Source organism: Nonomuraea sp. NPDC049152 (genome assembly GCF_040648355.1).
GTDB lineage: Bacteria > Actinomycetota > Actinomycetes > Streptosporangiales > Streptosporangiaceae > Nonomuraea.
Window position 1 is genome coordinate 608,453 of record NZ_JBEZDO010000001.1, and the last position, 21,349, is coordinate 629,801.

17 protein-coding genes and 1 pseudogene are annotated in these 21,349 nt (G+C 70.4%); 8 read left to right on the plus strand and 10 right to left on the minus strand.

Annotated features, from left to right (window positions below; all coding sequences use genetic code 11):
* Positions 1-6: 6 nt before the first annotated feature.
* Genes AB0B45_RS03100 through AB0B45_RS03110 form a run of 3 tightly spaced genes read right to left on the minus strand, consistent with a single transcriptional unit; the run spans position 7 to position 3,955 of the window.
* Positions 7-1,998 (minus strand): cytochrome c oxidase assembly protein, encoded by a 1,992-nt coding sequence (locus AB0B45_RS03100; protein ID WP_358124341.1) that lies wholly within the window; start codon positions 1,996-1,998, stop codon positions 7-9.
* Positions 1,995-2,624 carry a copper resistance CopC family protein gene (locus tag AB0B45_RS03105; RefSeq protein ID WP_358124344.1) on the minus strand — a complete coding sequence of 210 codons (630 nt, stop codon included), beginning with the start codon at positions 2,622-2,624 and terminating at the stop codon, positions 1,995-1,997. Before AB0B45_RS03105 ends, AB0B45_RS03100 begins: the two co-directional genes overlap by 4 nt.
* Before the next feature lie 44 nt (positions 2,625-2,668).
* The gene (locus AB0B45_RS03110; RefSeq protein WP_358124347.1) at positions 2,669-3,955 is read right to left on the minus strand and encodes a helix-turn-helix transcriptional regulator; all 1,287 of its coding nucleotides are present in this window, start codon (positions 3,953-3,955) and stop codon (positions 2,669-2,671) included.
* A gap of 395 nt (positions 3,956-4,350) precedes the next feature.
* On the opposite strand from AB0B45_RS03110, the gene AB0B45_RS03115 reads away from it, so the two are divergent.
* Positions 4,351-7,164, plus strand: a complete 2,814-nt coding sequence (locus tag AB0B45_RS03115; RefSeq protein ID WP_358124350.1) for a BTAD domain-containing putative transcriptional regulator — start codon at positions 4,351-4,353, stop codon at positions 7,162-7,164.
* A 90-nt stretch (positions 7,165-7,254) separates the two neighbouring features.
* Here the strand turns inward: AB0B45_RS03115 and AB0B45_RS03120 are convergent, their stop codons facing one another.
* Entirely contained in the window at positions 7,255-8,736 is a 1,482-nt protein-coding gene (locus AB0B45_RS03120; RefSeq protein ID WP_358124352.1) for a helix-turn-helix domain-containing protein, read from the minus strand.
* Positions 8,737-8,829: 93 nt separating this feature from the next.
* Between AB0B45_RS03120 and AB0B45_RS03125 the strand changes: the two genes are divergently transcribed.
* The 3 genes and pseudogenes from AB0B45_RS03125 to AB0B45_RS03135 all read left to right on the plus strand — a co-directional run bounded on the left by AB0B45_RS03125 (position 8,830) and on the right by AB0B45_RS03135 (position 12,717).
* Complete coding sequence (locus AB0B45_RS03125; RefSeq protein WP_358124355.1) at positions 8,830-10,992, plus strand: molybdopterin cofactor-binding domain-containing protein; 2,163 nt, start codon at positions 8,830-8,832, stop codon at positions 10,990-10,992.
* A gap of 56 nt (positions 10,993-11,048) precedes the next feature.
* Positions 11,049-11,291 (plus strand): annotated as a pseudogene (locus AB0B45_RS03130) (EF-hand domain-containing protein); the annotation flags it as partial.
* A gap of 52 nt (positions 11,292-11,343) precedes the next feature.
* Positions 11,344-12,717 carry an NCS2 family permease gene (locus tag AB0B45_RS03135; protein ID WP_358124358.1) on the plus strand — a complete coding sequence of 458 codons (1,374 nt, stop codon included), beginning with the start codon at positions 11,344-11,346 and terminating at the stop codon, positions 12,715-12,717.
* A gap of 40 nt (positions 12,718-12,757) precedes the next feature.
* On the opposite strand, the gene AB0B45_RS03140 is transcribed toward AB0B45_RS03135, so the two are convergent.
* Both AB0B45_RS03140 and AB0B45_RS03145 read right to left on the minus strand, forming a co-directional pair.
* A complete protein-coding gene (locus tag AB0B45_RS03140; RefSeq protein WP_358124361.1) occupies positions 12,758-13,363 on the minus strand; it encodes a cadmium resistance transporter in 606 nt (201 codons plus the stop codon).
* Positions 13,364-13,422: 59 nt separating this feature from the next.
* Positions 13,423-13,809, minus strand: a complete 387-nt coding sequence (locus AB0B45_RS03145) for an excalibur calcium-binding domain-containing protein (protein WP_358124730.1) — start codon at positions 13,807-13,809, stop codon at positions 13,423-13,425.
* On the opposite strand from AB0B45_RS03145, the gene AB0B45_RS03150 reads away from it, so the two are divergent.
* The gene (locus AB0B45_RS03150) at positions 13,690-14,493 is read left to right on the plus strand and encodes a pentapeptide repeat-containing protein (protein ID WP_358124732.1); all 804 of its coding nucleotides are present in this window, start codon (positions 13,690-13,692) and stop codon (positions 14,491-14,493) included. The two genes, AB0B45_RS03145 and AB0B45_RS03150, sit on opposite strands and share 120 nt — an antisense overlap.
* Positions 14,494-14,624: 131 nt before the next feature.
* Positions 14,625-15,740 carry an alanine dehydrogenase gene (gene ald, locus AB0B45_RS03155; RefSeq protein ID WP_358124364.1) on the plus strand — a complete coding sequence of 372 codons (1,116 nt, stop codon included), beginning with the start codon at positions 14,625-14,627 and terminating at the stop codon, positions 15,738-15,740.
* Here the strand turns inward: ald and AB0B45_RS03160 are convergent.
* Positions 15,737-16,456, minus strand: coding sequence for a DUF3105 domain-containing protein (locus AB0B45_RS03160; RefSeq protein ID WP_358124367.1), 720 nt, complete (start codon positions 16,454-16,456; stop codon positions 15,737-15,739). The two genes, ald and AB0B45_RS03160, sit on opposite strands and share 4 nt — an antisense overlap.
* Positions 16,457-16,551: 95 nt before the next feature.
* On the opposite strand from AB0B45_RS03160, the gene AB0B45_RS03165 reads away from it, so the two are divergent.
* Together AB0B45_RS03165 and AB0B45_RS03170 are read left to right on the plus strand one after the other, a co-directional pair.
* Positions 16,552-17,178 carry a DUF305 domain-containing protein gene (locus tag AB0B45_RS03165; RefSeq protein ID WP_358124369.1) on the plus strand — a complete coding sequence of 209 codons (627 nt, stop codon included), beginning with the start codon at positions 16,552-16,554 and terminating at the stop codon, positions 17,176-17,178.
* A gap of 105 nt (positions 17,179-17,283) precedes the next feature.
* On the plus strand, positions 17,284-17,577 hold the full coding sequence (locus tag AB0B45_RS03170; protein ID WP_358124372.1) for a DUF3467 domain-containing protein: 294 nt from the start codon (positions 17,284-17,286) through the stop codon (positions 17,575-17,577).
* On the opposite strand, the gene AB0B45_RS03175 is transcribed toward AB0B45_RS03170, so the two are convergent.
* The 3 genes from AB0B45_RS03175 to AB0B45_RS03185 are packed head-to-tail and all read right to left on the minus strand — an operon-like array spanning position 17,547 to position 21,279.
* Positions 17,547-18,617, minus strand: a complete 1,071-nt coding sequence (locus tag AB0B45_RS03175; protein WP_358124375.1) for a low specificity L-threonine aldolase — start codon at positions 18,615-18,617, stop codon at positions 17,547-17,549. The genes AB0B45_RS03170 and AB0B45_RS03175 overlap by 31 nt on opposite strands.
* A complete protein-coding gene (locus AB0B45_RS03180) occupies positions 18,614-19,243 on the minus strand; it encodes an SDR family NAD(P)-dependent oxidoreductase (protein ID WP_358124378.1) in 630 nt (209 codons plus the stop codon). The genes AB0B45_RS03175 and AB0B45_RS03180 overlap by 4 nt, the downstream gene beginning before the upstream one ends.
* A complete protein-coding gene (locus tag AB0B45_RS03185) occupies positions 19,240-21,279 on the minus strand; it encodes a DUF6421 family protein (protein ID WP_358124381.1) in 2,040 nt (679 codons plus the stop codon). The genes AB0B45_RS03180 and AB0B45_RS03185 overlap by 4 nt, the downstream gene beginning before the upstream one ends.
* Between the last annotated feature and the right edge of the window lie 70 nt (positions 21,280-21,349).

Consider the following 21,349-nt stretch of genomic DNA (forward strand, 5'->3'; position numbering starts at 1 on the left):
GGAGGGCTACTCGACCTGGTCGCGGCGGTTCAGCTTGGCCAGATAGTCGTTGTAGGAGTCGAGCTCCGCGTCGCCTGTGCCGCCGGTGCGGGCGGCCAGCGCGTCGGCCCTCCTGTCGGCCCTGCGGGCCTGCCTGTCGTCGTCGCGGTACCACTGGAAGGCCAGCGCGAGCAGCACGATGAGGGTGGGGATCTCGCCGAAGCCCCAGGCGATCGCCCCGCCGTCCTGCTGGTCCAGCAGGGAGGACGCGCCCCACGTACGGCCGAGCTGTTCGTACCATTCGGCGGCGACGACGGTGCCCATCATCATCAGCGCGATGCCGAAGAAGGCGTGGAAGGGCATGGTGACGAACAGCGTCAGCAGGCGGCCGACGTGCGGAAGCTTGTGCGGCGCTGGATCGACGCCGATGATCACCCAGAAGAACAGCGATCCGCTCAGCAGGAAGTGGAGCGTCATCGCGATGTGGCCGAGGTGCTCCTCCATCGCCGAGGCGAACAGCGGTGTGAAGTAGAGCGCGTACGTCGAGGCGATGAAGATGGCGGTGGCGACCGCCGGGTGGGCGATGACGCGGAGGAATCTGCTGTGCAGGATGACGTTCAGCCATTCGCGCGGGCCCCTGTCGCCGCGGCGGGCGGCGGGCTTGAGGGCGCGCAGCGCCAGCGTGACGGGCGCGCCGAGCACCAGGAAGATCGGCACCAGCATCGCGAGCGTCATGTGCTCGATCATGTGGACGCTGAACAGCACCTTGGCGTAACGGGCCAGGCCGCTCTGCGTGGCGATGACGAGGATCGCGACGCCGGCGAACCAGGCGATGGTGCGACCCCACGGCCACGCGTCGCCGCGGCGGCGCAGCCGTACGACACCGGCCGCGTAGAGGCCGCCGAGCCCTGCGGCGAGCAGCGCGAAGAACAGGTCGAGCCACCACAGCGAGACCAGGTTGGCCAGCGAGATCTCCGGCGGCATCGTGAAGCCGAGCAGTTCGAAGGCGCGGTCGGGGGGCAGCGTCGTGGCGGGCGGCTTGGTGCGCGACAGCGCGACCGCCAGGCCCATGGTGGCCGACATCACCACGAGCTCGCCGACCGCGAGGCGGGTGAACGCGCCGGGCTTGCCCTTGTCGAGCTGGCCCATCGTGTTCTGGCGATGCCACCAGCCGATGTAGCCGAGCACGACGAACGCGACGGTCTTGGCCACGAGGAGCACGCCGTACGCGGAGGTCCACAGGTCGCTGATCGCGGTCAGCCTGGCCAGAACGCTGAAGAACCCCGACACGCCGACGCCGACGTAGCACCACAGGGCCATCCTGGAGAAGCGGTTGGCCGCCACCTCCAGCTGCGGCTGCTTGCGCACCCCGTGGATGATCAGCACGGTCAGCCCGCCCACCCACAGCGCCAGCGACACCAGGTGGAGGGCGACGCCCGTGGTGGCCAGACCGTGGTTGGGCGAGGAGGAGACGTGGCTGGTCAGCGCGGGCGGCATCAGCGTCACCAGCGCCAGGATCAGCAGGCCCGCCGACGAGCCCGCGGTGATCACTCCGCGGGAGAACAGCGCGATGGCGACGCCGAACAGCACCACCAGGGTGAGCGAGATGCCCTGCCCGACCTGGCTGGCGAAGCTGGTCAGCTCGTTGCCGCCGAGCACGTCGGCGACAGGCAGGCCCAGCTGCTCCGACAGCGAGAAGATCATGGTGAGGACGGCCGCGCCGGCCCAGACCAGCGCCGTCCACGACGCGGACTGGACGTAGCGCAGCGCCGACTTGCCGAGCATGCCCTTGTCGTTGGGCAGGAAGACGGTGGCGGCGAGCAGCAGGCCGACCGTGATGACGCCCGCGAGGTCCATCGCCATCTTGGAGATCGGCAGGCCCCACCGGGTCAGCGTGCCCTCGTCCGGCAGGCCGGGGATGATCCGCGGGCACGCCGCGCCGCCGGCGATCATGCCGATGACAAGGGCGACGAGCGCCGCCCCCGCCAGCGTCAGCGCGAGACGCGCGGTTCTGGTCACGGCTTCTTCTTCCTGGCGCTCAGCAGGAAGCCGATGCCGACGCCGACGAGCCCGCCGATCACGATGATCAGCCAGAGGGGGAAGCCGGGGGCGGCCTGCCCAGCGGCGGGCTCCTGCGTGGCGGGCTCCTGCGTGGCGGGCTGCCGCGCGGCGAGCTGGTCCTTGGAGGGGGCCGCGGAGGGGGCCGCCGAGGCCGTCTCACCGGGCGGCGCGCTCTCAGCGGCCGGGGAGGCGGACTCCTCGGCCGGAGCCGGCCGCGGCGCGCCCTTGACCTTGAACGGGATCTCGCCCTCAATGGGGTGCCCGTCGGAGGAGACCACCCTGAAGGCGATCGTGTAGCCGCCGTCGGGCAGCACGCCCTTGAGCTTCTGCGTCACGACCCTGCCGTCGATCTCCGGCTTGCCGGCCTGCACCTCGGCGCCGTCGGCCGAGCGCACGATCACGAACGGCAGCTTGGGAGTGGCGTTGAACTCCAGCTCCACTTTCTCCAGCGTCTTGACGGTGGAGTCCTTCTTCGGGTTGCTGCCCTTCAGCGCGTCGTGGGCCAGCGCGGGCGGCGCCAGCAGGACGGCGGCGACCAGGGCGGCGAGCAGGGCGGTGAGGGCCGCCAACGGAGATCTCTTCATGACATCCCCAAGGCTACCCACCACCCTGCCCGGTATTGACGTCGCTACAGCCCGACGCAGGCCAGTGCCCGGTGGTAGGCCTCGACGGTGCCCTCCTCGTCGCCGAGCTCCTCCAGCGTCTCGGCCACGGCGTACCACTTGGTGGCCGCCTGGCGCGAGGTGGAGGACCGCTCCATGAACCGCACGGCGTCACGGGCGCTGGCCAGCGCCTCTTCCCTGTCGCCCATGGCGCCCTGCGCCCTGGCGAGGACCATCCGCATGTGCGCGTCCATCTCGGGCGTCTGGTCGGCCAGGAGGTCCTCGGCCGACCTCGCGTGCTCGGCCGCGCGCTCGGGATTGCCCGCGGTCAGCTCGACCGTGGCGAGCTGGAGCTCGGCGATGGCCTGGTCGGTCACGCCCGCCGAGGTCTCGGCGATGTCCTTGGCCGTCTGGCTGAACAGGTCCCTGAGCTTGTCGGTGTCGTGCGGCTGGAGCCTGGCGCGGTGCCCTGCAACGGCGCCGCGGAGCCTGGCCAGGTTGCGCGGGGCCGTCGCGGTCTCCGACTGGATGGCGTAGGCCCGCTCGACCAGACTGAGCGCCTCCTCCGCCCGTCCGACGGACTCGGCGACCCTGGCGGCGTTCCAGCTGGCCGCGACGGCCGAGCGCGGGGTGCCGAGGAGCTCGGCGGCGGCCAGCAGCTCGGCGGAGAACTGGCGGGCGCGCAGCAGGTCGCCGCGCACCCAGTAGACCGACAGCAGCGTCGCGCCCAGCTCGACCAGGCCGTCGGTCCAGGCGGGGCGCACAGCGCCGGAGAGGATCCGCTCGCCGACCTGCACGGCGGCGACCAGCTCGCCCTTGTCGCGGTAGCACCTGCACAGCGCCAGCGCGATCTCCACATGACGCTCCGCGCTGAGGTCCTCGCCGTCGAGCCGCTTGAGGATCCTGATGGCCTCGGCGATGTCGCCCGTCGCCTCGGTCGCGAGCGCCAGGCCGTACTCCGCCTCTTGACGAAGGGACGTCAGACCCGTCAGGTTATTGTCCGCAACAAGCTCGGCGAAACGGGTCCGAGCCTCGTGAACCTCGCCGTTCTCCAGAGCGAGTCGCGCGTAGCCCAAGCCGAGCTCGAGGTCGTTCATCTGCTCGGCGGTCACGCCGTTGACGAGGTAGCTGAGCGAACAGTCGAGCTTCTGGGCCAGGAGCTCAAGCACCGCAGGGGTTGGCGTGCGCTTACCGCTCTCGATCAACGAGACATAACTGTCAGACAACTCAGGGTGGGCGAGCTGGGCCTGTGACAGGCCACGCTGGCGGCGGACCGTCTTGATACGGAGTCCGACCAGATCAGATGTGGTCACGGCAACGTCTCCCTGGGATGATGTACTTCAAGCACCACCTGAGCGAGGGAGAACCCCCCATGCGCAAGCGACTTGTCATGTCCGCACTCACTGTCCTCATCGCGGCTATTGCCACGGTTGGAGGACATGTTACGACCGCCGGTGCCGAAGTGTCTCCTAAGCGGCCGAGCTTCGACTACCTCTGCTGCTAGTGCGCTCCAGTGCTTGCTGGAAGATGCCGCTTCGTCAAGCCCTCGAATCGCCACAATTCGGGGGCTTCGGCATTCCCATGGGGGATTAACAGCGTAACCAGCCCGTCTATATTTCAACTACAGGCGACATTGATCTTCGATCGTCTGCGTTCCTGATTAGGCTTGCCGTTTCACCATCCCTCTGCGGCGAATCCGGAGGCTTGAGTGTTCATCGCTCTCCTGGGCCCGATGCTCGGACGGCTCCGTGGACGCGAGGTCCCGCTCGGCGCACCCCGTCAGCAGGCGATCGCGGCGATCCTCGCCTGCTCGGCGGGCAAGGTCGTCCTGAAGGAACACCTCATCGACGGCCTCTGGGGCGAGGACCCACCGAAAAGCGCCGAGCAGAGCGTCTACACGTATGTCGCCGGATTGAGAAACGTCCTCGAACCGGACCGGGGATCGCGTGGAGAGCCGAGGATACTCGTCGGCGTCCCCGGTGGCTATTCCTTACGCGTCGATCCCCTCCACGTCGACTGCGTGGCCTTCTCCGCCCATATCGACGACGCCGCGCGGCGGCGCGCGGAAGGTGATCTCGAAGGCTGCCTGCGCTGCCTCGATCTGGCCCTGGAGTTGTGGCGGGGACCCGCGCTCCCAGGGGTGCCAGGGCCGTTCGCCGAAGCGCGCAGGCTCCATCTGGACGAGCTGCGCGTCACCGCCATGGAGCACAGGGCCGAGGTCATGGTCGAGCTCGGCAGGCACCAGGAGATCCTTCCCTCGCTGATGGAGCTGGTGGCCGAGCATCCGCTGCGCGAGGGGCTGCGCGAGTCGTTGATGCGGGCCCTGCACCTGGGCGGTCGCCAGGCGGAGGCGCTCGAGGTGTTCAGGGAGGGCGAGCGCCTGCTCGCCGAGGAGCTCGGCGTCGATCCCGGCGAACGGCTGCGCGCCTACCGCGACGCGATCCTGCGCGGCGAGACACCGGCGCAGGCGCCCCCGATCGTCACGGTCCCGCGCCAGCTCCCCCGCGACCTGCTCGGCTTCGTCGGCCGCACCACCGAGCAGCTCAGGATCCGCTCGCACCTCGCGCCGTGGGACGAGGTTCCGCCCACGCCCGCGGTGGCGATCTCAGGGCCGCCGGGGGCGGGCAAGTCGGCGCTGGCCGTCCATGTGGCACACGCCGTCGCCCATCGGTTTCCGGACGGGCAGCTCTACGTGAACCTGCGCGGGGGCACGCCGGGCGTCAAGCGGCTGACTCCGTCCCAGACCCTCGGCAGGCTGTTGCGGGCGCTCGGCACCCCGCCCGAGCGGGTGCCCGTCGACCTCGACGAGGCCGCGGCGCTGTGGCGCGACCTGCTCAGCGACCGGCGGGTCCTCGTGCTGCTCGACGACGCGGCCAACCTCGCGCAGGTACGGCCGCTGCTGACGCTTCCCGAGGGCTGCGCGGTGCTGGTGACCAGCAGGGAGACCCTGGCCCCCGCCGACGACTGCGTGCAGGTACGCCTGGGGACCCTGCAGGACGCCGAAGCGGTCACCATGCTGGCCAGGCTGACGGAGGCCAGCCGTACCTCGGCCGACCCCGCGGCGACGACCAGGCTGGTCAGGTTGTGCGACGGGCTGCCCCTCGCGCTGCGCATCGCCGGCGCGCGGCTGGCCAGCCGTCCCGACTGGACCGTCGGCATGCTGGTGGATCGCCTGGCCGACGAGCAGCGCAGGCTCCACGAGCTGGAGTCGGGCGATCTGGCCGTCAGGTCGGGCCTGACGGCGAGCTGGCAGGCGCTGCATGACAGCGACCACCCCATCGACAGGACGGCGGCCAGGCTGCTCGTCCTGCTCACGCTCATCAGGGTGCCCGACGTCAGCACGGAGGTCGCGGCCGCGCTGCTGAACACACCGGCGGCCGAGGCCGAGCGCGCAATCGACCGGCTGGTCGACGCCAACCTCGTCGAGCGGGGGCGGGCGTGGCACTACCAGATGCACGACCTGGTCAGGCTGTTCGCCAGCGAGCACGTCGTGGCCGACCGCGTCGCGTGCCTCGATCGCGTCCTCGGCTACTACCTCGTCTCCGTCGAGCACGCCACCCGCCTGATGGACCCTCACAGGGTGCAGGCCGACAGCCCCGCCGTCCAGATGCGCCCGCACCCGCTGACCGAACGCGACGAGGCCCATGACTGGCTCAACGCCGAGGAGCCCAACCTGGTGGCCGCGGCCGCCCAGGCCATGGACGACCCCGACGAGCGGATCGCACGTCTGGGAGCCGCGCTCAGCATCGCCCTGCGCTGGTTCCAGCGCCACTCCTACCGCCTGGTGGACATGATCTCGCTGTGCCAGCGGGCCCTCGCGGTCGCCAGGCGGCTCAGCGACGACACGATGGCGCTGGAGGCCCACGGCGGGATCGCCAGCGGCTTCGGCCACCAGGGCCAGGTCGAAACGGCGGTCCGCCACCTGAACGAGGAGCTCAGGCTGGCCAGACGGCTCGGCGACAGGTTCGCCGAGCAGCGTGCGCTCGGCAACCTGGCCAACTCCTACGTCGACGTGGGCCGCCACGACCTCACCCTGCGCCACGCGATGGCGCAGCTGAAGATCGCGACCGAGATCGGCTCCCAGGTCGGCCAGCGTTACGCGCTGCTCATGGCGGGGCACGCCAACGGCCGCCTGCGCAGGTTCGCCGAGGCCGAGGAGTGCCTGACGAGCGCGCTGACGATGGCGCGGCAGGTCGGCGACCTCGGCCACGAGGGGGCCATCCTCGGCGCGCTCGGCCTGGTCAAGATCGACGAGGGCGACCTCGAGGCCGGCGTGGAGGCGCTGTCGTCAGGGCTGGCCGTCGCCCGCACGGTGAAGTCGCTGAACACCGAGATGAACTGCCTCATCACCCTGGCCAGGGCGCATCGGCTGCTCGGCAGGCCGCGCCGGGCGCGCGCGTTCCTGAGCGAGGCCGCCGCGCTCTCCCGCGCGATGCAGTCGGCCGAGTTCAGCCGCCAGGTGGCCGAGGAGCGGGAGGCCCAGGGGGCCGGCGACGCGCTCCCCCTCGCCGGCCTCGTCTGATCACCGAGCCCGCGGCGCTCCGGTCACCGGGTCCCCGGGGCTCCGGTCACCCGGTCCCCAAGGTCTGGTCACCGGCCCCCAGGGCTCAGGTCACCGGGCCCGCAGGGCGAGGAAGAAGTCCACCCGGTCGGCCATCGTCGACAGGTCCCTGCCCGTCAGCTCCTCGATGCGCCTGATGCGGTACCGCACGGTGTTCACGTGCACGTGCATCCGCTCGGCGCACGCGTTCCACGACCCCGCCGTGTCGAGGAAGGCGCCGAGGGTCCGCACCAGCTCCGACTGATGTTTGGCGTCGTAGTCGAAGAGCGGCTCCAGCAGCCGGTGGGTGAACGAGCGCCGCACGTCGCCAGGCACGGTGGCCAGCAAGAGGGCGTGGGTGTAGATCTCGTCGCTGGTGACGACCCCGCCGGAGCGCGCCTCCGCCATACGGAGGGCGTGGCCTGCCTCCTCGATCCCGCCCCTGATCGAGGAGGCGCCGGTGAGCGCGCCGCTCACGCCGATAGAGATCCTCGTGTCGCGCAGGGCCGACAGCACGCCGAGCCCCGCGCGCAGCCGGTCGGCGAGGACGGAGACGGGATCGGGCAGCGGGACGAGGGCGACCGCGCCGTCCGCTCCCGCCGCCGCGACGACGCCGCGGCCGAGCAGTTCCTCCAGCACCTGTCCGCCCAGCGTGGCCGGGTCGGGGCCGCGCGTCGCCCCCGGCCGCAGGGCCGTCGCGGTCACCGCCGCGTACGGCTCGCCCGGCCCCAGCCCGCACGTGCGCAGCCGGGCGTTGAGCTCGGCGGGATCGGCGTCGGCGGCGAGGGCGGCCCCGACGAGCTGTTCGACGAGGCGGCGCTCGACCCGCCTGCCCTCCTCCATCCTGGTGCGTTCGAGCGCCACGCAGGCGGCCAGCTCGAAGCCGAGGTCGGCGCGGCCGAGCAGGTCTCCCTCGCAGACCAGCGTCCATCCGGCGGCCCTGTGGCCCCTGCCGATGCCGAAGAGCGTGTGCCCCTCCGACACGCAGGGCAGCCTGGGCGCGGCGAGGTAGGCCGTGGCGAGCCGTACGGGATCGGCGCAGGAGCCGACGACGACCTCGCCCGTGGAGGAAAGCACGGCGCCGTTCACGCCGAGCTCGGCGGCGGTGAGGGCGAACAGCTCGGCCAGGTCGGCGCCCTCCGCGACGGCGTCGACGATTCTGCGCTGGCGGCCGAGCGCCGCCCTGACCTCGCCCGACAGGCGCGGGGCCGCGACCTCCCCGACGGCGCGGAAGGAGACGGCGGTCGGGATCTCCAGCAGCGGCATGCCGGCCTGCGCGCACGCGGCCACCAGGTCGTCGGGGACGTGGCCGAGCCACGCCTGGCCCGCGCCCAGGGCCGCGACACCGGCGGCCCGCAGTGCGGCGACGAAGCGGGCGGAGTCGGCGGGCTCGTGCCGCCACATCAGCCCGGTGAGCACCAGCTCGCCGCCGGTGAGATAACGCCCCGGGTCGGGCAGGTCGGTGACGTGCACAGCGGTGAACTCGGTGTCCTCGTCCCCTGCCAGCAGGGTGAGGCCGAGCTCGGAGACGGCGAGCAGGTCCCTGATGCGCACTTGGAGGAATATACAAGCGGGCCCAAGGACGGCTTACCGTGATTTCACATCACAGACATAGGCCGCCCGGATGCCGAGTGCTGTACTCGGAAGATGACGGACACGGTCAGTACGACGCGGCAGGGCGTGGGCGAGAGCGTCATGCGACCTGACGCCACCCTCAAGGTGACGGGTGAGTTCGCCTACTCCTCCGACCTGTGGCTCGACGGCATGGTGTGGGGCGTGACGCTGCGCAGCCCGCACGCCTCGGCGTGGATCAGGTCGATCGACATCGGCCCCGCGCTGGCCGTGCCGGGGGTGCTGGCCGTGCTGACGCACGAGGACGTGCCCGGCGAGAAGTTCTACGGCCTGGAGCACAAGGACCAGCCGGTCCTGGCCATCGACCAGGTCCGCTACCAGGGCGAACCGGTGGCGCTCGTGGCGGCCGAGCACCCGGAGACCGCCCGCAGGGCGGCGGCCGCCATCGTCGTCGACTACGAGGTGAGAGAGGCCGTCACCGACCCCCGGCTGGCCACGGAGTTCGTCAGAAGGCAGCCCGTCAGGGTCGGCGACACCTTCGAGGCCGAGGTCGTCGTCACCGGCGAGTACGAGGTCGGCATGCAGGACCAGGCCTTCCTCGGCCCGGAGTCGGGCCTCGCCGTACCCGCGGAGGACGGCGGGGTCGATCTCTACATCGCCACGCAGTGGCTGCACGTGGACCGCGACCAGCTCGCCCCCTGCCTGGGCCTGCCCCCCGAGAAGGTACGGCTGTCGCTGGCGGGCGTGGGCGGCGCGTTCGGCGCCCGAGAGGACCTGTCGATGCAGGTGCACGCCTGCATGCTCGCGCTCCGCCTCGACCGGCCCGTCAAGATCGTCTACGGCCGCGAGGAGTCGTTCTTCGGGCACGTGCACCGCCACCCCGCGTGGATGCGCTACGAGCACGGCGCCACCCGCGAGGGCAGGCTCGTCTACGTCAAGGCCGAGATCCTCCTCGACGGCGGCGCCTACTGCTCCTCCTCCCCCGCCGTCGTCGGCAACGCGGCCTCCCTCGGCGTCGGCCCGTACGAGGCGCCCAACGTCGACATCGTGGCCACCGGCGTCTACACCAACAATCCGCCGTGCGGCGCGATGCGCGGGTTCGGCGCGGTGCAGGCCTGCTACGCCTACGAGTCGCAGATGGACAAGCTCGCCGCCGCCTGCGGCCTCGACCCCGTCGAGATCCGCGTCCGCAACGCCGTCTCCCAGGGCTCGGCGCTGGCCACGGGCCAGATCATCGACTCGCCGGCGCCACTGGCCGAGATGCTGCGGGAGCTGGCCGCCATGCCCATGCCAGGCCCGGCTTCGCAGGACCTGCGCGACCTGCCGGGCGGCGTCTCCCAGACCACCCACGGCGAGGGTGTACGGCGGGGCGTCGGCTACGGCGTCGGCATCAAGAACATCTGCTTCTCCGAGGGTTTCGACGACTACTCCACCGCCAGGGTCCGCGTCGAGCTGATCGGCGGCGAGCCCCACGCCACCGTCCACACCGCGGCCGCCGAGGTCGGGCAGGGGCTGGTGACGATCCAGGCGCAGATCGCCCGCACCGAGCTGGGCGTCGACAGGGTCACGGTCGCCACCGCCGACACCCGGGTCGGGTCGGCGGGCTCGTCGTCCGCCTCCCGCCAGTCCTACGTCACTGGCGGCGCGGTCAAGGCGGCGTGCGAGGCGGTGCGGGAGCGGTTCGAGGGGCTGCCGGTCGTCGAGGCGCTGGAGAAGCACGGCCCGATCGAGGAGACGCGGGAGTTCAGGCACCGGCCCACCTATCCCATGGACCCCGTCACGGGGCAGGCCGACTCCCACACCCAGCTCGCGCTGTGCGTGCACAGGGCGGTCGTGGACGTCGACGTGGAACTCGGCCTGGTCAAGGTCGTGGAGCTGGCCGCGGTGCAGGACGTCGGCAGGATACTCAACCCGGTCGCGCTGGAGGGCCAGATCCACGGCGGCTCGGCGCAGGGGCTCGGCCTGGCGCTGATGGAGGAGATCCAGGTTCGCGACGGGCGGGTGCTGAACCCGTCCTTCACCGACTACCTCATCCCGACCGTGCTCGACATGCCGCCCATGCAGCTGTCGATCATGGAGAACCCCGATCCCGCCGCGCCGTACGGACTGCGGGGGGCGGGCGAGCCGCCCACGCTCTCCTCCACGCCCGCCATCGTGGCCGCCGTACGCGACGCCACCGGCGTCGCGCTGACCAGGGTGCCGGTACGGCCGGAGCACATCGTCGGGGTCCTTTCATGACAAACGCGTGGCCGCGCTAGGTTGGGTGCTCGACAGGCTCGACCAATCACGGAGGAAACAGCCCCATGTCCGAAGCGCGCGAGGCGGCCAAGGCCGAGTTCGAGAAGTTCGACACCGACCACGACGGCGTGCTCACGGCGGGCGAGATCCGGCAGGTGAACCAGGCGCTGGGCGGTCACGGGGTCACCGACGAGGAGATCGAGGCGTTCGTCGCATCGGCCGACCGTGACGGTGACGGCAGCATCACGCTGGACGAGTTCGTCGCCCTGGTCGGCGGCGGCAAGCACGAGCAGCGATAGCCGCAGGGCAAACTGGGTAGAAAACGATCACCCCCCTTCGAGCGTAAGGGGGATGATCGTGCTCGACCGGCTGTTCGAGCTGTCCGAACGCGAGACCACGGTCGGGCGTGAGGTGCGTGGCGGCGTCACGACCTTCATGGCGATGGCCTACATCATCCTGCTCAACCCGATCATCCTGGGCGGCGCGAGAGACGTCACGGGGGCGCGGCTCGACATCGGCCAGCTGACCACCGCGACCGCGCTGGCGGCGGCGGTCAGCACGCTGCTGATGGCGTTCATCGGCAACGCCCCCTTCGGCGTGGCCGCCGGGCTCGGGCTGAACGCGGTCGTCGCCTATCAGGCGGCCCCGCACATGACGTGGGCGCAGGCGATGGGCCTGGTCGTGCTCGAAGGCCTGGTGATCATCCTGCTGGCCGTCTCGGGCGTCCGCCGGCTGATCATGGACTCGATCCCGCTGGCGCTGAAACACGCCATCAGCGTGGGCATCGGGATGTTCATCACGCTGATCGGCCTGGTCGACGCGGGCTTCGTCTCCGGCACGGGCGCCACGCCCCTGCAGCTCGGCGCCGTCGGGCATCTGGTCGGCTGGCCCGTCGCGGTGTTCTGCCTCGGACTGCTACTGATGATCATCCTGTTCGTCCGCAAGACGCCCGGCGCGATCCTGCTGTCCATCGTGATCACCGCGGTCGTCGCGATCGTCGTGAACGCCGTCGCCACGATCGACCCCAAACAGTGGGGCGTCGTGGTGCCCAATGTGCCCGAGGCGCTGATCTCACCACCCGACTTCGCGCTGATCGGCGACGTCGACCTCTTCGGCGGATTCGCCACCGCCGGCGTCGTCACCGCCTCCGTCGTGCTGTTCACGCTCGTCCTGTCGGGCTTCTTCGACGCGATGGGCACCATCATCGGTGTCGCCGACGAGGCCTCGCTGGTCGACGCCCAGGGCAGGGTGCCGCGGCTCGGCGCCATCCTGACCGTGGACGGCGTGGCGGGCGTGATCGGCGGCGTGTGCAGCGCCTCGGCCAACACCGTGTTCGTGGAGTCGGCGGCGGGCGTGGGCGAGGGCGCGCGCACCGGCCTGGCCAGCGTCGCGACCGGGGGGCTGCTCGGGCTGACCATGCTGTTCACGCCCCTGGCCGAGGTGGTCCCCGCCGCCGCGGCCGCTCCCGCGCTCGTGGTGGTGGGCGCGCTGATGATGACGCAGAGCCGCAACGTGCCGTGGGAGGACCTGGAGCTGGCCGTGCCCGCGTTCCTGACGATCGCGCTGATGCCGTTCACGTACAGCATCACCAACGGGGTGGGGGCGGGGGTGATCGCCTACACGGTCATCAAGGCGGCTCGCGGGAAGTTCTCCGAGATCCCTTGGCTGCTGTGGGTGGTCTCGCTGGTGTTCCTGGCGTACTTCGCGATCAGCGGCCTCTTCTGACCGCGTCGCCCACCTGCGTGACGGCGGTGCGGCGGGGTGCTCAGAAGATCCTTGTCAGGACGCCTGACTCGATGACGATGAGGCCGCCGATGATCATGAATACGCAGGGGACGAGCCAATGGCCGTACCGTTCGACGATCCCGATCACCTTCTTGTGGGAGCCGAGCCATGACCCTGCCAGACACCACACGGCGACTCCGGCGACGAACACGGCGATCGTGATGAGCGTGGGTCCCGCGCCGATGGTACGGAACACCGGGGTGTAGACCGAGATGTTGTCGGCGCCGTTGGCGATCGTCACCCCGGCGACGGCGACCAGGCCGGAGGCGATGGGCGGCGAGGCGTCCTCCGGGTCGTCACGGGTGCGGATCGCGGAGATGAGGCCACGGACGCCGAGCGCGAAGGGGACCAGGCCGAGGAGGCCGGCCCAGGCATCGGGAACGATCGCCAGGCCGAGGGCGGCGATCACCGACACGGCGACCAGGACCGCGATTCCCGCGTACTGCCCGCCCCAGATCTGCCAGGCCCTGGGCGCGCCACCGGCCCTCGAGGACAGGAACAACACCGTCAGCACGATGAGGTCGTCCACGTTCGTGCCGGCGAACATCCCCACCGCTGTCGCGATGGTCCCTGCGATCCCGTCCACGGCCGTGAACCTATCGGCTGCGGCCGCCACCGGAGCAACCGCAGTCCCCCTGGCAGATGTCAGCCGTCTTGGGGGTCGCAGGCGAAGCCGTCGGCGTCCTTGTCGGTGTACCAGTAGTACTGCGGGTGCCTGCCCTTCTGGTACGGCCCGCCGTACCCGGCCGCGATGGCTTCCTTGCAGCTGGGATAGCGCTTCTCGCTGCCCGCGCTGAGCGTGGAATCCGTGGTTCGCGTGCCGCTTGTGGTAGCCCCGGTGCCCGAGCCCGGCGGCGTGATGCCGGTCGTGCGGGCGCCCGGCTGGGTGGCTCCGGGCTGAGGGACGCCAGGCTGTGTGGAGCCAGGCTGTGTGGAGCCAGGCTGCGTGGAGCCAGGCTGCGTGGAGCCAGGCTGCGTGGTCCCGGTGCCCGGCGGGGTGGCTCCCGGCTGGGTGGCTCCGGGTTGCGTCATCCCCGGCTGCGTGGTGCTCGTGCCCGGCGGGGTGGTGCTCGTGCCCGGCGGGGGCGACGCGCCCGGAGTGGTGGGCGGTGTCACGGCGCCCAGCATCGCCTTCACCAGTTCGTCGGCCTTCTCCTTGGTGAAGCCCGCGATGCTGACGCTGTCGCCGCTCATCTGCTGGGCGACCGTGGGCGCGGCCAGCACGGTGGCGCTCTCGTTCTGGCCGACCAGGATGGCGATCTGCTCGTCGACGCGTTCCCTCATCAGCGCGGCGAGCGCGTCGCGGAAGGCGGGGGCGACGGCGATCCTGACGCCGTAGCTGTCCTTCTCCTTGACCGTCTCGATCGTCTGCACGGCCGAGACGGGCACCGCCTCGGACAGGAAGTAGCAGATCTTCCCGTCGAGCGAGAGCGCCACCTTCTCGCCGGGGCAGGGCGCGGGCTTCTGCTCCTCGACGGGGGCGAAGTAGATCGGCTGGCCGAGCCTGACCGGCGGTTTGCCGCCGAACAGCGGCGAGTCCGGGTTCCTCGTCATGAGCACCGCGACGGTGCCGAGCACGCCCGCGGTCAGCACGACCAGGACGAGGGATACGATCAGCACGATGGTGGTGAGCCTGCTCGCCCTCGGTCCTTCCGGGACCGCTGCGGGCTGCGCCCCGGGCGGCTGCCCCGGCGGCGGCGGTTTCTCCATCCGTGAACCCCATCCTGACTGGTGCTTCCGCAGAGCCTAGCGAGGACGGCAAAAACCAGGAAATCATCGACACTCTGCCAAGAACTTTGGCACGGTCCATACAGAGTGTCACCCCATGCCCGGGGAACATTGGTCTTATGAAGGTCGGAGTTCCTCGCGAGGTCAAGAACCATGAGTATCGCGTGGCCCTCACACCCGCGGGCGCGCACGAACTCATCAGGCATGGACATCAGGTCTTCGTCGAGCGTGACGCGGGCGTGGGGTCGGCGATCCCCGACGTGGACTTCACCGCCGTCGGCGCGGTGGTCCTCGACGGGCCCGAGGAGGTGTGGAGCACGGGCGACCTCATCCTGAAGGTCAAGGAGCCGGTCGCCGAGGAGTATCACAGAATGCGCAAGGGGCAGGTGCTGTTCACCTACCTCCACCTGGCCGCCTCGGAGCCGTGCACGCGCGCGATGCTCGACTCGGGCGTGACCGGCATCGCCTACGAGACCGTGCAGGCCGACAACGGCGCGCTGCCGCTGCTCGCCCCGATGTCCGAGGTGGCGGGACGGCTCGCCCCTCAGGTGGGCGCCTACCACCTGATGAGCCCCCAGGGCGGCAGGGGCGTGCTGATGGGCGGCGTCTCGGGAGTGCGCGCGGCCACGGTCGTCGTGATCGGCGCGGGCGTGTCGGGGATGAACGCGGCGGCGATCGCGCTCGGCATGCAGGCCGAGGTGCTGCTGCTGGACCGCAACGTCGACAAGCTGCGGCAGGCCGACGTGATCTACCGGGGCCACTGCCAGACGATCGCGTCGAACACGCTGGAGATCGAGAAGGCCGTGCTGGAGGCCGACCTGGTGATCGGCGCGGTGCTGGTGCCGGGCGCGAAGGCGCCGATGCTGGTCACCAACGAGCTGGTCAGCAGGATGAGGCCGGGCTCCGTGCTGGTGGACATCTCCATCGACCAGGGCGGCTGCTTCGAGGACTCCAGGCCCACCACGCACGCGGACCCGACCTACCGGGTCCATGAGTCGGTCTTCTACTGCGTGGCCAACATGCCGGGGGCGGTGCCGCACACCTCGACGTTCGCGCTGACGAACGTCACCCTGCCGTATGCGCTGGCCATCGCCGACAGCGGCTGGCTGGCTGCGCTGAGGACCGACCCAGCGCTCGCCCGAGGGCTGAACACGCACGAGGGGCGCCTGATCAGCGAGCCCGTGGCCGAGGCGCACGGGCTCGTGTCGACGCCCCTTCTGGAGGTGCTGGGTTAGGAGCGCGCGGGCGACGGCGTGCCCGAGGGCGCGATCGACTCGCTCGGCATCGGCGTCGCCTGGCCCTTGGGCTCGGGCGGCAGCGGCTGCTGGTCGGCGGTCGTGGTGATCGCGTACTCGCCCCCGCAGGTGGCACCGAGCTCAGGGGTGTCGGCGCCGTTCTGGTACTTGGTGATGAACTTGGGCAGCTTGGCGTCGTCCGCGTCCTGGAAGGTCAGCTGGTGGCCCCACGAGCTGGCCACGATCGGCGCGGGAAGGTTGGGGTACGGGCTGAGCAGCATGTAGTTGGCGTCACCCGTCGACTCGGCGATCGACTTGAGCTTCTCGATCTGCGCCTTGGGCAGGTCGGGGCGGTAGGTGATCCACACCGCGCCGTGCTCGAGTGAGTGGACCCCGTGCTCGCTGTGGATGGGCTTGTCGTAGACCGCGCACTGCTGCCAGTAGTTGTTGTGCGGGCCGCCGACCGGCGGGGTCTCCTTGTACTTGACCGTCTTCCAGACGTGCTCGCCGCCCGCGTAGGACGCGTTGGTCACGGCGTCGAGCGAGGTCGCCTGCCGGTCCTTGATGACGTAGAAGCCGACTCCGCCGATCAGAAGGAGGATGACGAGGCCACCGACGCCCCACATCACCATGGCGGTCCGGCGCTCCTTGGCGTGCTGCTCAGCTCGCATCTTGGCCAGATGCTCGCGTCGCGCCTGCGCCTTCTCCTTCGTCATCAGTCTCCTCCATGGGCTTACCAACTGCGGGTCACCCTATGCCCTCGGGGCGTATGTGGCGAATAGGGAAGGACCCCTTAGTACTCTGGAAAACGATGACGAAAAAGCCTCTTCAGATCGTGGGCCTCGTGGTGCTCGCCGTCGCCGCCCTCCTGTTCTTCGTGGTGGGCAGGAGCGGCACGCCCACCGACTCCTCGCCCGAGGCCGGGTTCGCCCGTGACATGGGCAGGCACCACGCGCAGGCGGCCGAGATGTCCTTCATGGTGCGTGACAGGTCGACCTCGCCCGACGTCAGGAATCTGAGCGAGGACATCATCGTCACGCAGACGGCGCAGCGCGGGATGTTCATGGGGTGGCTGCAGCAGTGGGGGCTCGGCCAGGCCACGGACCGCCCGCCGATGGCGTGGATGGTCGGGCACGCGGGGCACGGCGGCACGCAGGAGAAGCCCGAACCGATGCCGGGCCTGGCCACCGAGCAGGAGATGGCCAAGCTCAGAAGCCTGCAGGGCAAGGAGGCGGAGGTCTTCTACCTGCAGTTGATGATCCGCCACCACGAGGGTGGCGTCGAGATGTCCAAGGGGCTGCTGGAGCTGACGGACAGGGCCGAGGTGAAGGGGATGGCCCAGCAGATCGTCAACAGCCAGACCAGCGAGATCAACCTGATGGCCGATCTGCTGAAGCAGCGCGGCGCGACGCCCTTCCCCTCGATCCTGAAGGACTAGTCGCCCGCGCCCTCAAGCAGCGCGGCGGCATGGACGGGGGCGGGCGAGAGATCGGACGGCGCGGTGGTTATGCCTGCCGATCCCGATATAGGGCACGATGGCGGCATGGGAGAGCCCGAGAGTCGCCTGGAGGTCAGCATCTCGCCGGAGGTCGAGGCGGGGCAGTACGCCAACTTCGCCTCGGTCTGGCACACCCGTGACGGGTTCGTGCTCGACTTCGCGGTGATCACCCGGCCGCCACAGCTGACGGAGGAGCCCGAGTCGGGACAGGCCGTGGTGCATGTCCCGACCAGGATCGTCAGCCGCATCAGGATTCCGCCGAGCCAGGTCTTCGAGTTGATGAAGGCCCTGGAGCAGCAGCTGAGCGCCTACGAGAACGAGACGGGCGGCTCGCCGTGAAGCTCCTCCGCCACGGCGGCGGCGAAGGCGTCGACGTCGGCTTCCGTGGTGTCGAAGGAGCACATCCAGCGCACCTCGCCGATGGCCGCGTTCCAGGTGTAGAAGCGGAAGCGCTTCTGCAGGCGCTCGGTGACGTCCTTGGGCAGGCGGACGAAGACCGCGTTGGCCTGCGCCTCCCTTGACAGCTCGACTCCCGGCACGTCGCGTACGGCGGCCGCGAGCCTGGCGCCCATCGCGTTGGCCTGCCTGGCGTTGCGCAGCCACAGGTCGCCTGAGAGCAGCGCCTCGAACTGCGCGGAGACGAAGCGCATCTTGGACGACAGCTGCATGAACGTCTTGCGCAGGTAGTCGACGCCGGTGGCCGCCTCGGGGTTGAGTACGACGACGGCCTCGCCGTACAGGAGGCCGATCTTGGTGCCGCCGAAGGAAAGCACGTCGACGCCCGCGTCGGTGGTCAGCGCGCGCAGCGGCACGTCCAGCGCGGCGGCGGCGTTGGTGAGCCTGGAGCCGTCGAGGTGGACGGTCATGCCGAGCCCGTGGGCGTGGTCGCAGATGGCCGCGATCTCGTCGGGCGTGTAGAGGGTGCCGAGCTCGGTGGTGTTGGAGATGGACACGACCTTGGGCTGGGCCCGGTGGACGTCGCCGAAGCCCCACGCCTGGGTGTCGATCAGCGCGGGGGTGAGCTTGCCGTCGGGGGTGGGCACCGTGAACAGCTTGATGCCGCCCACGACCTCGGGCGCGCCGCCCTCGTCGGTGTGGATGTGCGCGGTGTCGGCGCAGACCACGGCCTCCCACTGCCGGGTCATGGCGCGCAGCGAGACGACGTTGGCGGCGGTGCCGTTGAAGACCGGATAGGTCTGGGCGCTGTCGCCGAAGTGGTGCTTGAAGAGGTCCTGCAGCGCCTCGGTGTAGACGTCCTCGCCGTAGGAGATCTGGTGTCCCTGGTTGGCCGTGACGATGGCCTGCAGGATCTCCGGGTGGACGCCCGCGTAGTTGTCGCTGGCGAACGCCTTGAGGGCGGGGTCGTGGCGGGGAATCACTGGGTGAGGTCCAATCGCGTGCCGTTGATCTCGTGGGCGGGTCGCTCGTAGAGCCCCGCGACCGCCTCGGCGAGGGCGTCGACGTGGGTGAAGCCGGCGAACCTCGCGTCCGGCTTGGCCGCCTTCATCTCGTCGTTCAGCAGGGCCTTGACCACGAGGATGGTCGCCGCGGAGCCGGTGTCCTTCAGCGCGTCGGCCAGCGAGAGCGTCCACGCCTCCGAGGCCGCCTTGGCCGCGGCGTAGCAGGCGCCGCCCGCGGTGGGCCGCTCGGCCGCCTTGGCGGACACGATCACGAACCTGCCGTTGTCCGACTTCCTGAGCAGCGGCTCGAAGGCGAGCGACACGTGCTGGAGGGTGCGGATGAGCAGGTCGTGCAGGACGTTCCAGTCCTCCAGGTCGGTGTCGGCGAAGGTCTTGCCGCCGCGCCACCCGCCGACCAGGTGCACGACCCCGTCGAGGCGGCCGTGCTCGTTCTCGATGCTCGTGGCCAGGTCCTGTACGGCGGAGCGGTCGAGCAGGTCGACGTCGTCCTTGTCCACGCCGATGACCGTGTGACCATTCTTGGTGAAGTGCTCGGCGACGGCCTGCCCCGTGGGCCCGGCCGCACCCGTAATCAGAAGGATCATGCTCGGATCCCCTTCGTGGACTCGACGACGTCACCGAGCTTACGGCGCAGGGCCTCGTAGAACATGCTCAGGGGGAACTCGTCGGGCAGCACGGCGTCGACCATGGCCTTCTGCTCCTCGGGCAGGTCGCCGCGCTTCCACGCCGAGCGCGGGTGCGGTTCGACGTAGGCGGTGACCAGCTCGTAGGCGGCGATCCAGTGCGCCAGCTTGGAGCGGTCGATGCTGTCGCGGTAGAGCTTCTCCACCTCGCCGCGCAGGTCGGCCACGCCGTCGGCGACGCGGTTCCAGTCGACGGACAGGCGGTTGTCGGTCCACCTGATGATGTCGTTGCGGTGCAGGTAGGCGAAGAGCAGCTGCCCGCCGAGCCCGTCGTAGTTGCGCACCCGCTCGCCGGTGATCGGGAAGCGGAAGAGCCGGTCGAACAGGATGGCCAGCTGCACGTAGCGGGCGTGCGGCACGCCCGCCTCCTCCAGCTTGACCGCCTCGCCGAACGCGGTCAGGTCGCAGCGCAGCTCCTCGAGCGAGTACAGCCAGTACGGCATGCGCTGCTTGATCATGAAGGGGTCGAACGGCAGGTCGCCGTGGCTGTGGGTGCGGTCGTGGATCAGGTCCCACATGACGAAGGTGTCCTGGGCCAGCTCCTGCGACTCCAGCAGCCTGGCCGCGTCGGGCGGCAGGTCGAGCTTGAGCGTCTGGGCGGCGGCGGTGCTGACCTTGCGGAAGCGCGCGGCCTCCCTGTCGGCGAAGATGCCGCCCCAGGTGAAGCGCTCGGGGGCCTGCCGTACGGCGACGGTCTCGGGGAACAGGACGGCCGAGAAGGTGTCGTAGCCGGAGGTGAAGTCCTCGAAGGCGATCGGCACGAACAGCGGGTTGTCGTAGCCGTCGGACTCCAGCGCGGCCAGCCACTCGGGCCAGATCGTGCGGATCCAGACCGCTTCGAGGTTCCGGTTGGGGTTGCCGTTCTGGGTGTACATCGGGAACACCACGAGGTGCTCCAGGCCGTCGACGCGCTGGGTGTCGGGGTGGAAGAGGTTGAGCGAGTCGAGGAAGTCGGGCACGCCGAGGTCCTGCTCGAGCCACTTGGCCAGGTCGGCCTGAACGGCCGTGAGGTAGGCCGCGTCGTGCGGGAAGTAGCCTGACAGCCTGCCGACGAGGTCGGAGACGTAGCCGACGAGCGCCGCGGCGTGCGGCTTGTCCTCGGCAACCGAGCCGTCCTTGATCTGGAGCGGGCGCAGCTCCTCCACGACGGCCTTCAGCTGCGCGAACAGCTCGGCCTTCGCCCCGTCCTGCGCGTCGGCCGAGCGGGTGGGCGCGGGCACCCTTGCCGCCCACGTCACGACGTTGCCCCACAGGGTGCGGTGGTCGTGGTCGTCGATGGAGTCGTCGCCGAACAGGTCGGAGTCGGCGAAGGCCACGACCTTGCCCTTGCCGTACTCGACGGAGACGGCCAGCGGCGCGCCCGCCGGGTCGGCGGTGGCGGAGGTGGCGAACAGGACGGTGGCGTCGTCGCGGGCGGTGAGCACGCCCGAGCGGTAGAAGCACGCGCTGTCGACGCCCGCGAGCATGCCGCCCTTGGCGGGGGCGCCGAGCACCCAGGTGGCGACGCCGCGGTGGGCGTTGCCGGGGTCGCGGACGGTGGTGTGGGTGACGCCGATGCCGAAGCGGGCGAGCAGTTCGGCCAGGTTGTTGCCGTACTTGTCCTGCTCCTCCTCGGCCAGGACGATCAGCCCGCCGCCGTCGGCGACGAACGACTCGATCGCGTTCAGCTCGTCGGCGGTGAAGATCGGGCTGCCCTGGCCGGTGGTCCGCTCCCAGCGCTCCTGCGACGGGTGGGCGATCACCAGGACGTCGTGCTCGGCGAGCGACCGCAGGCCACCGGAGGCCACCTGATGCCCCAGGCGGCGCAGCAGGTCGGCCGCGCGCGCGTAGCTGTTGTCGTCGGGATGCGCGGGGTTGATGGCCTCGGCGACCTCACGCCGAATGGTCCACGACTCGCTGTGCGTCTCGTCGAACAGCACCCTGGGGAACGCTCGCATAAAAAATCTCCTGTTTCGGACGCTCTCTTACGGAAAATATACACACAAGTGGGGCATGCACCGCCATACC

Coding starts and splice junctions, on each gene's coding strand:
- AB0B45_RS03105 (WP_358124344.1), bottom strand. CDS start 2,624: ATGAAGAGATCTCCGTTGGCGGCCCTCACCGCCCTGCTCGCCGCCCTG.
- AB0B45_RS03145 (WP_358124730.1), bottom strand. CDS start 13,809: ATGACGCAACCCGGAGCCACCCAGCCGGGAGCCACCCCGCCGGGCACC.
- AB0B45_RS03125 (WP_358124355.1), top strand. CDS start 8,830: ATGACGGACACGGTCAGTACGACGCGGCAGGGCGTGGGCGAGAGCGTC.
- AB0B45_RS03170 (WP_358124372.1), top strand. CDS start 17,284: ATGGGAGAGCCCGAGAGTCGCCTGGAGGTCAGCATCTCGCCGGAGGTC.
- AB0B45_RS03185 (WP_358124381.1), bottom strand. CDS start 21,279: ATGCGAGCGTTCCCCAGGGTGCTGTTCGACGAGACGCACAGCGAGTCG.
- AB0B45_RS03160 (WP_358124367.1), bottom strand. CDS start 16,456: ATGACGAAGGAGAAGGCGCAGGCGCGACGCGAGCATCTGGCCAAGATG.
- AB0B45_RS03180 (WP_358124378.1), bottom strand. CDS start 19,243: ATGATCCTTCTGATTACGGGTGCGGCCGGGCCCACGGGGCAGGCCGTC.
- AB0B45_RS03135 (WP_358124358.1), top strand. CDS start 11,344: ATGATCGTGCTCGACCGGCTGTTCGAGCTGTCCGAACGCGAGACCACG.
- AB0B45_RS03165 (WP_358124369.1), top strand. CDS start 16,552: ATGACGAAAAAGCCTCTTCAGATCGTGGGCCTCGTGGTGCTCGCCGTC.
- ald (WP_358124364.1), top strand. CDS start 14,625: ATGAAGGTCGGAGTTCCTCGCGAGGTCAAGAACCATGAGTATCGCGTG.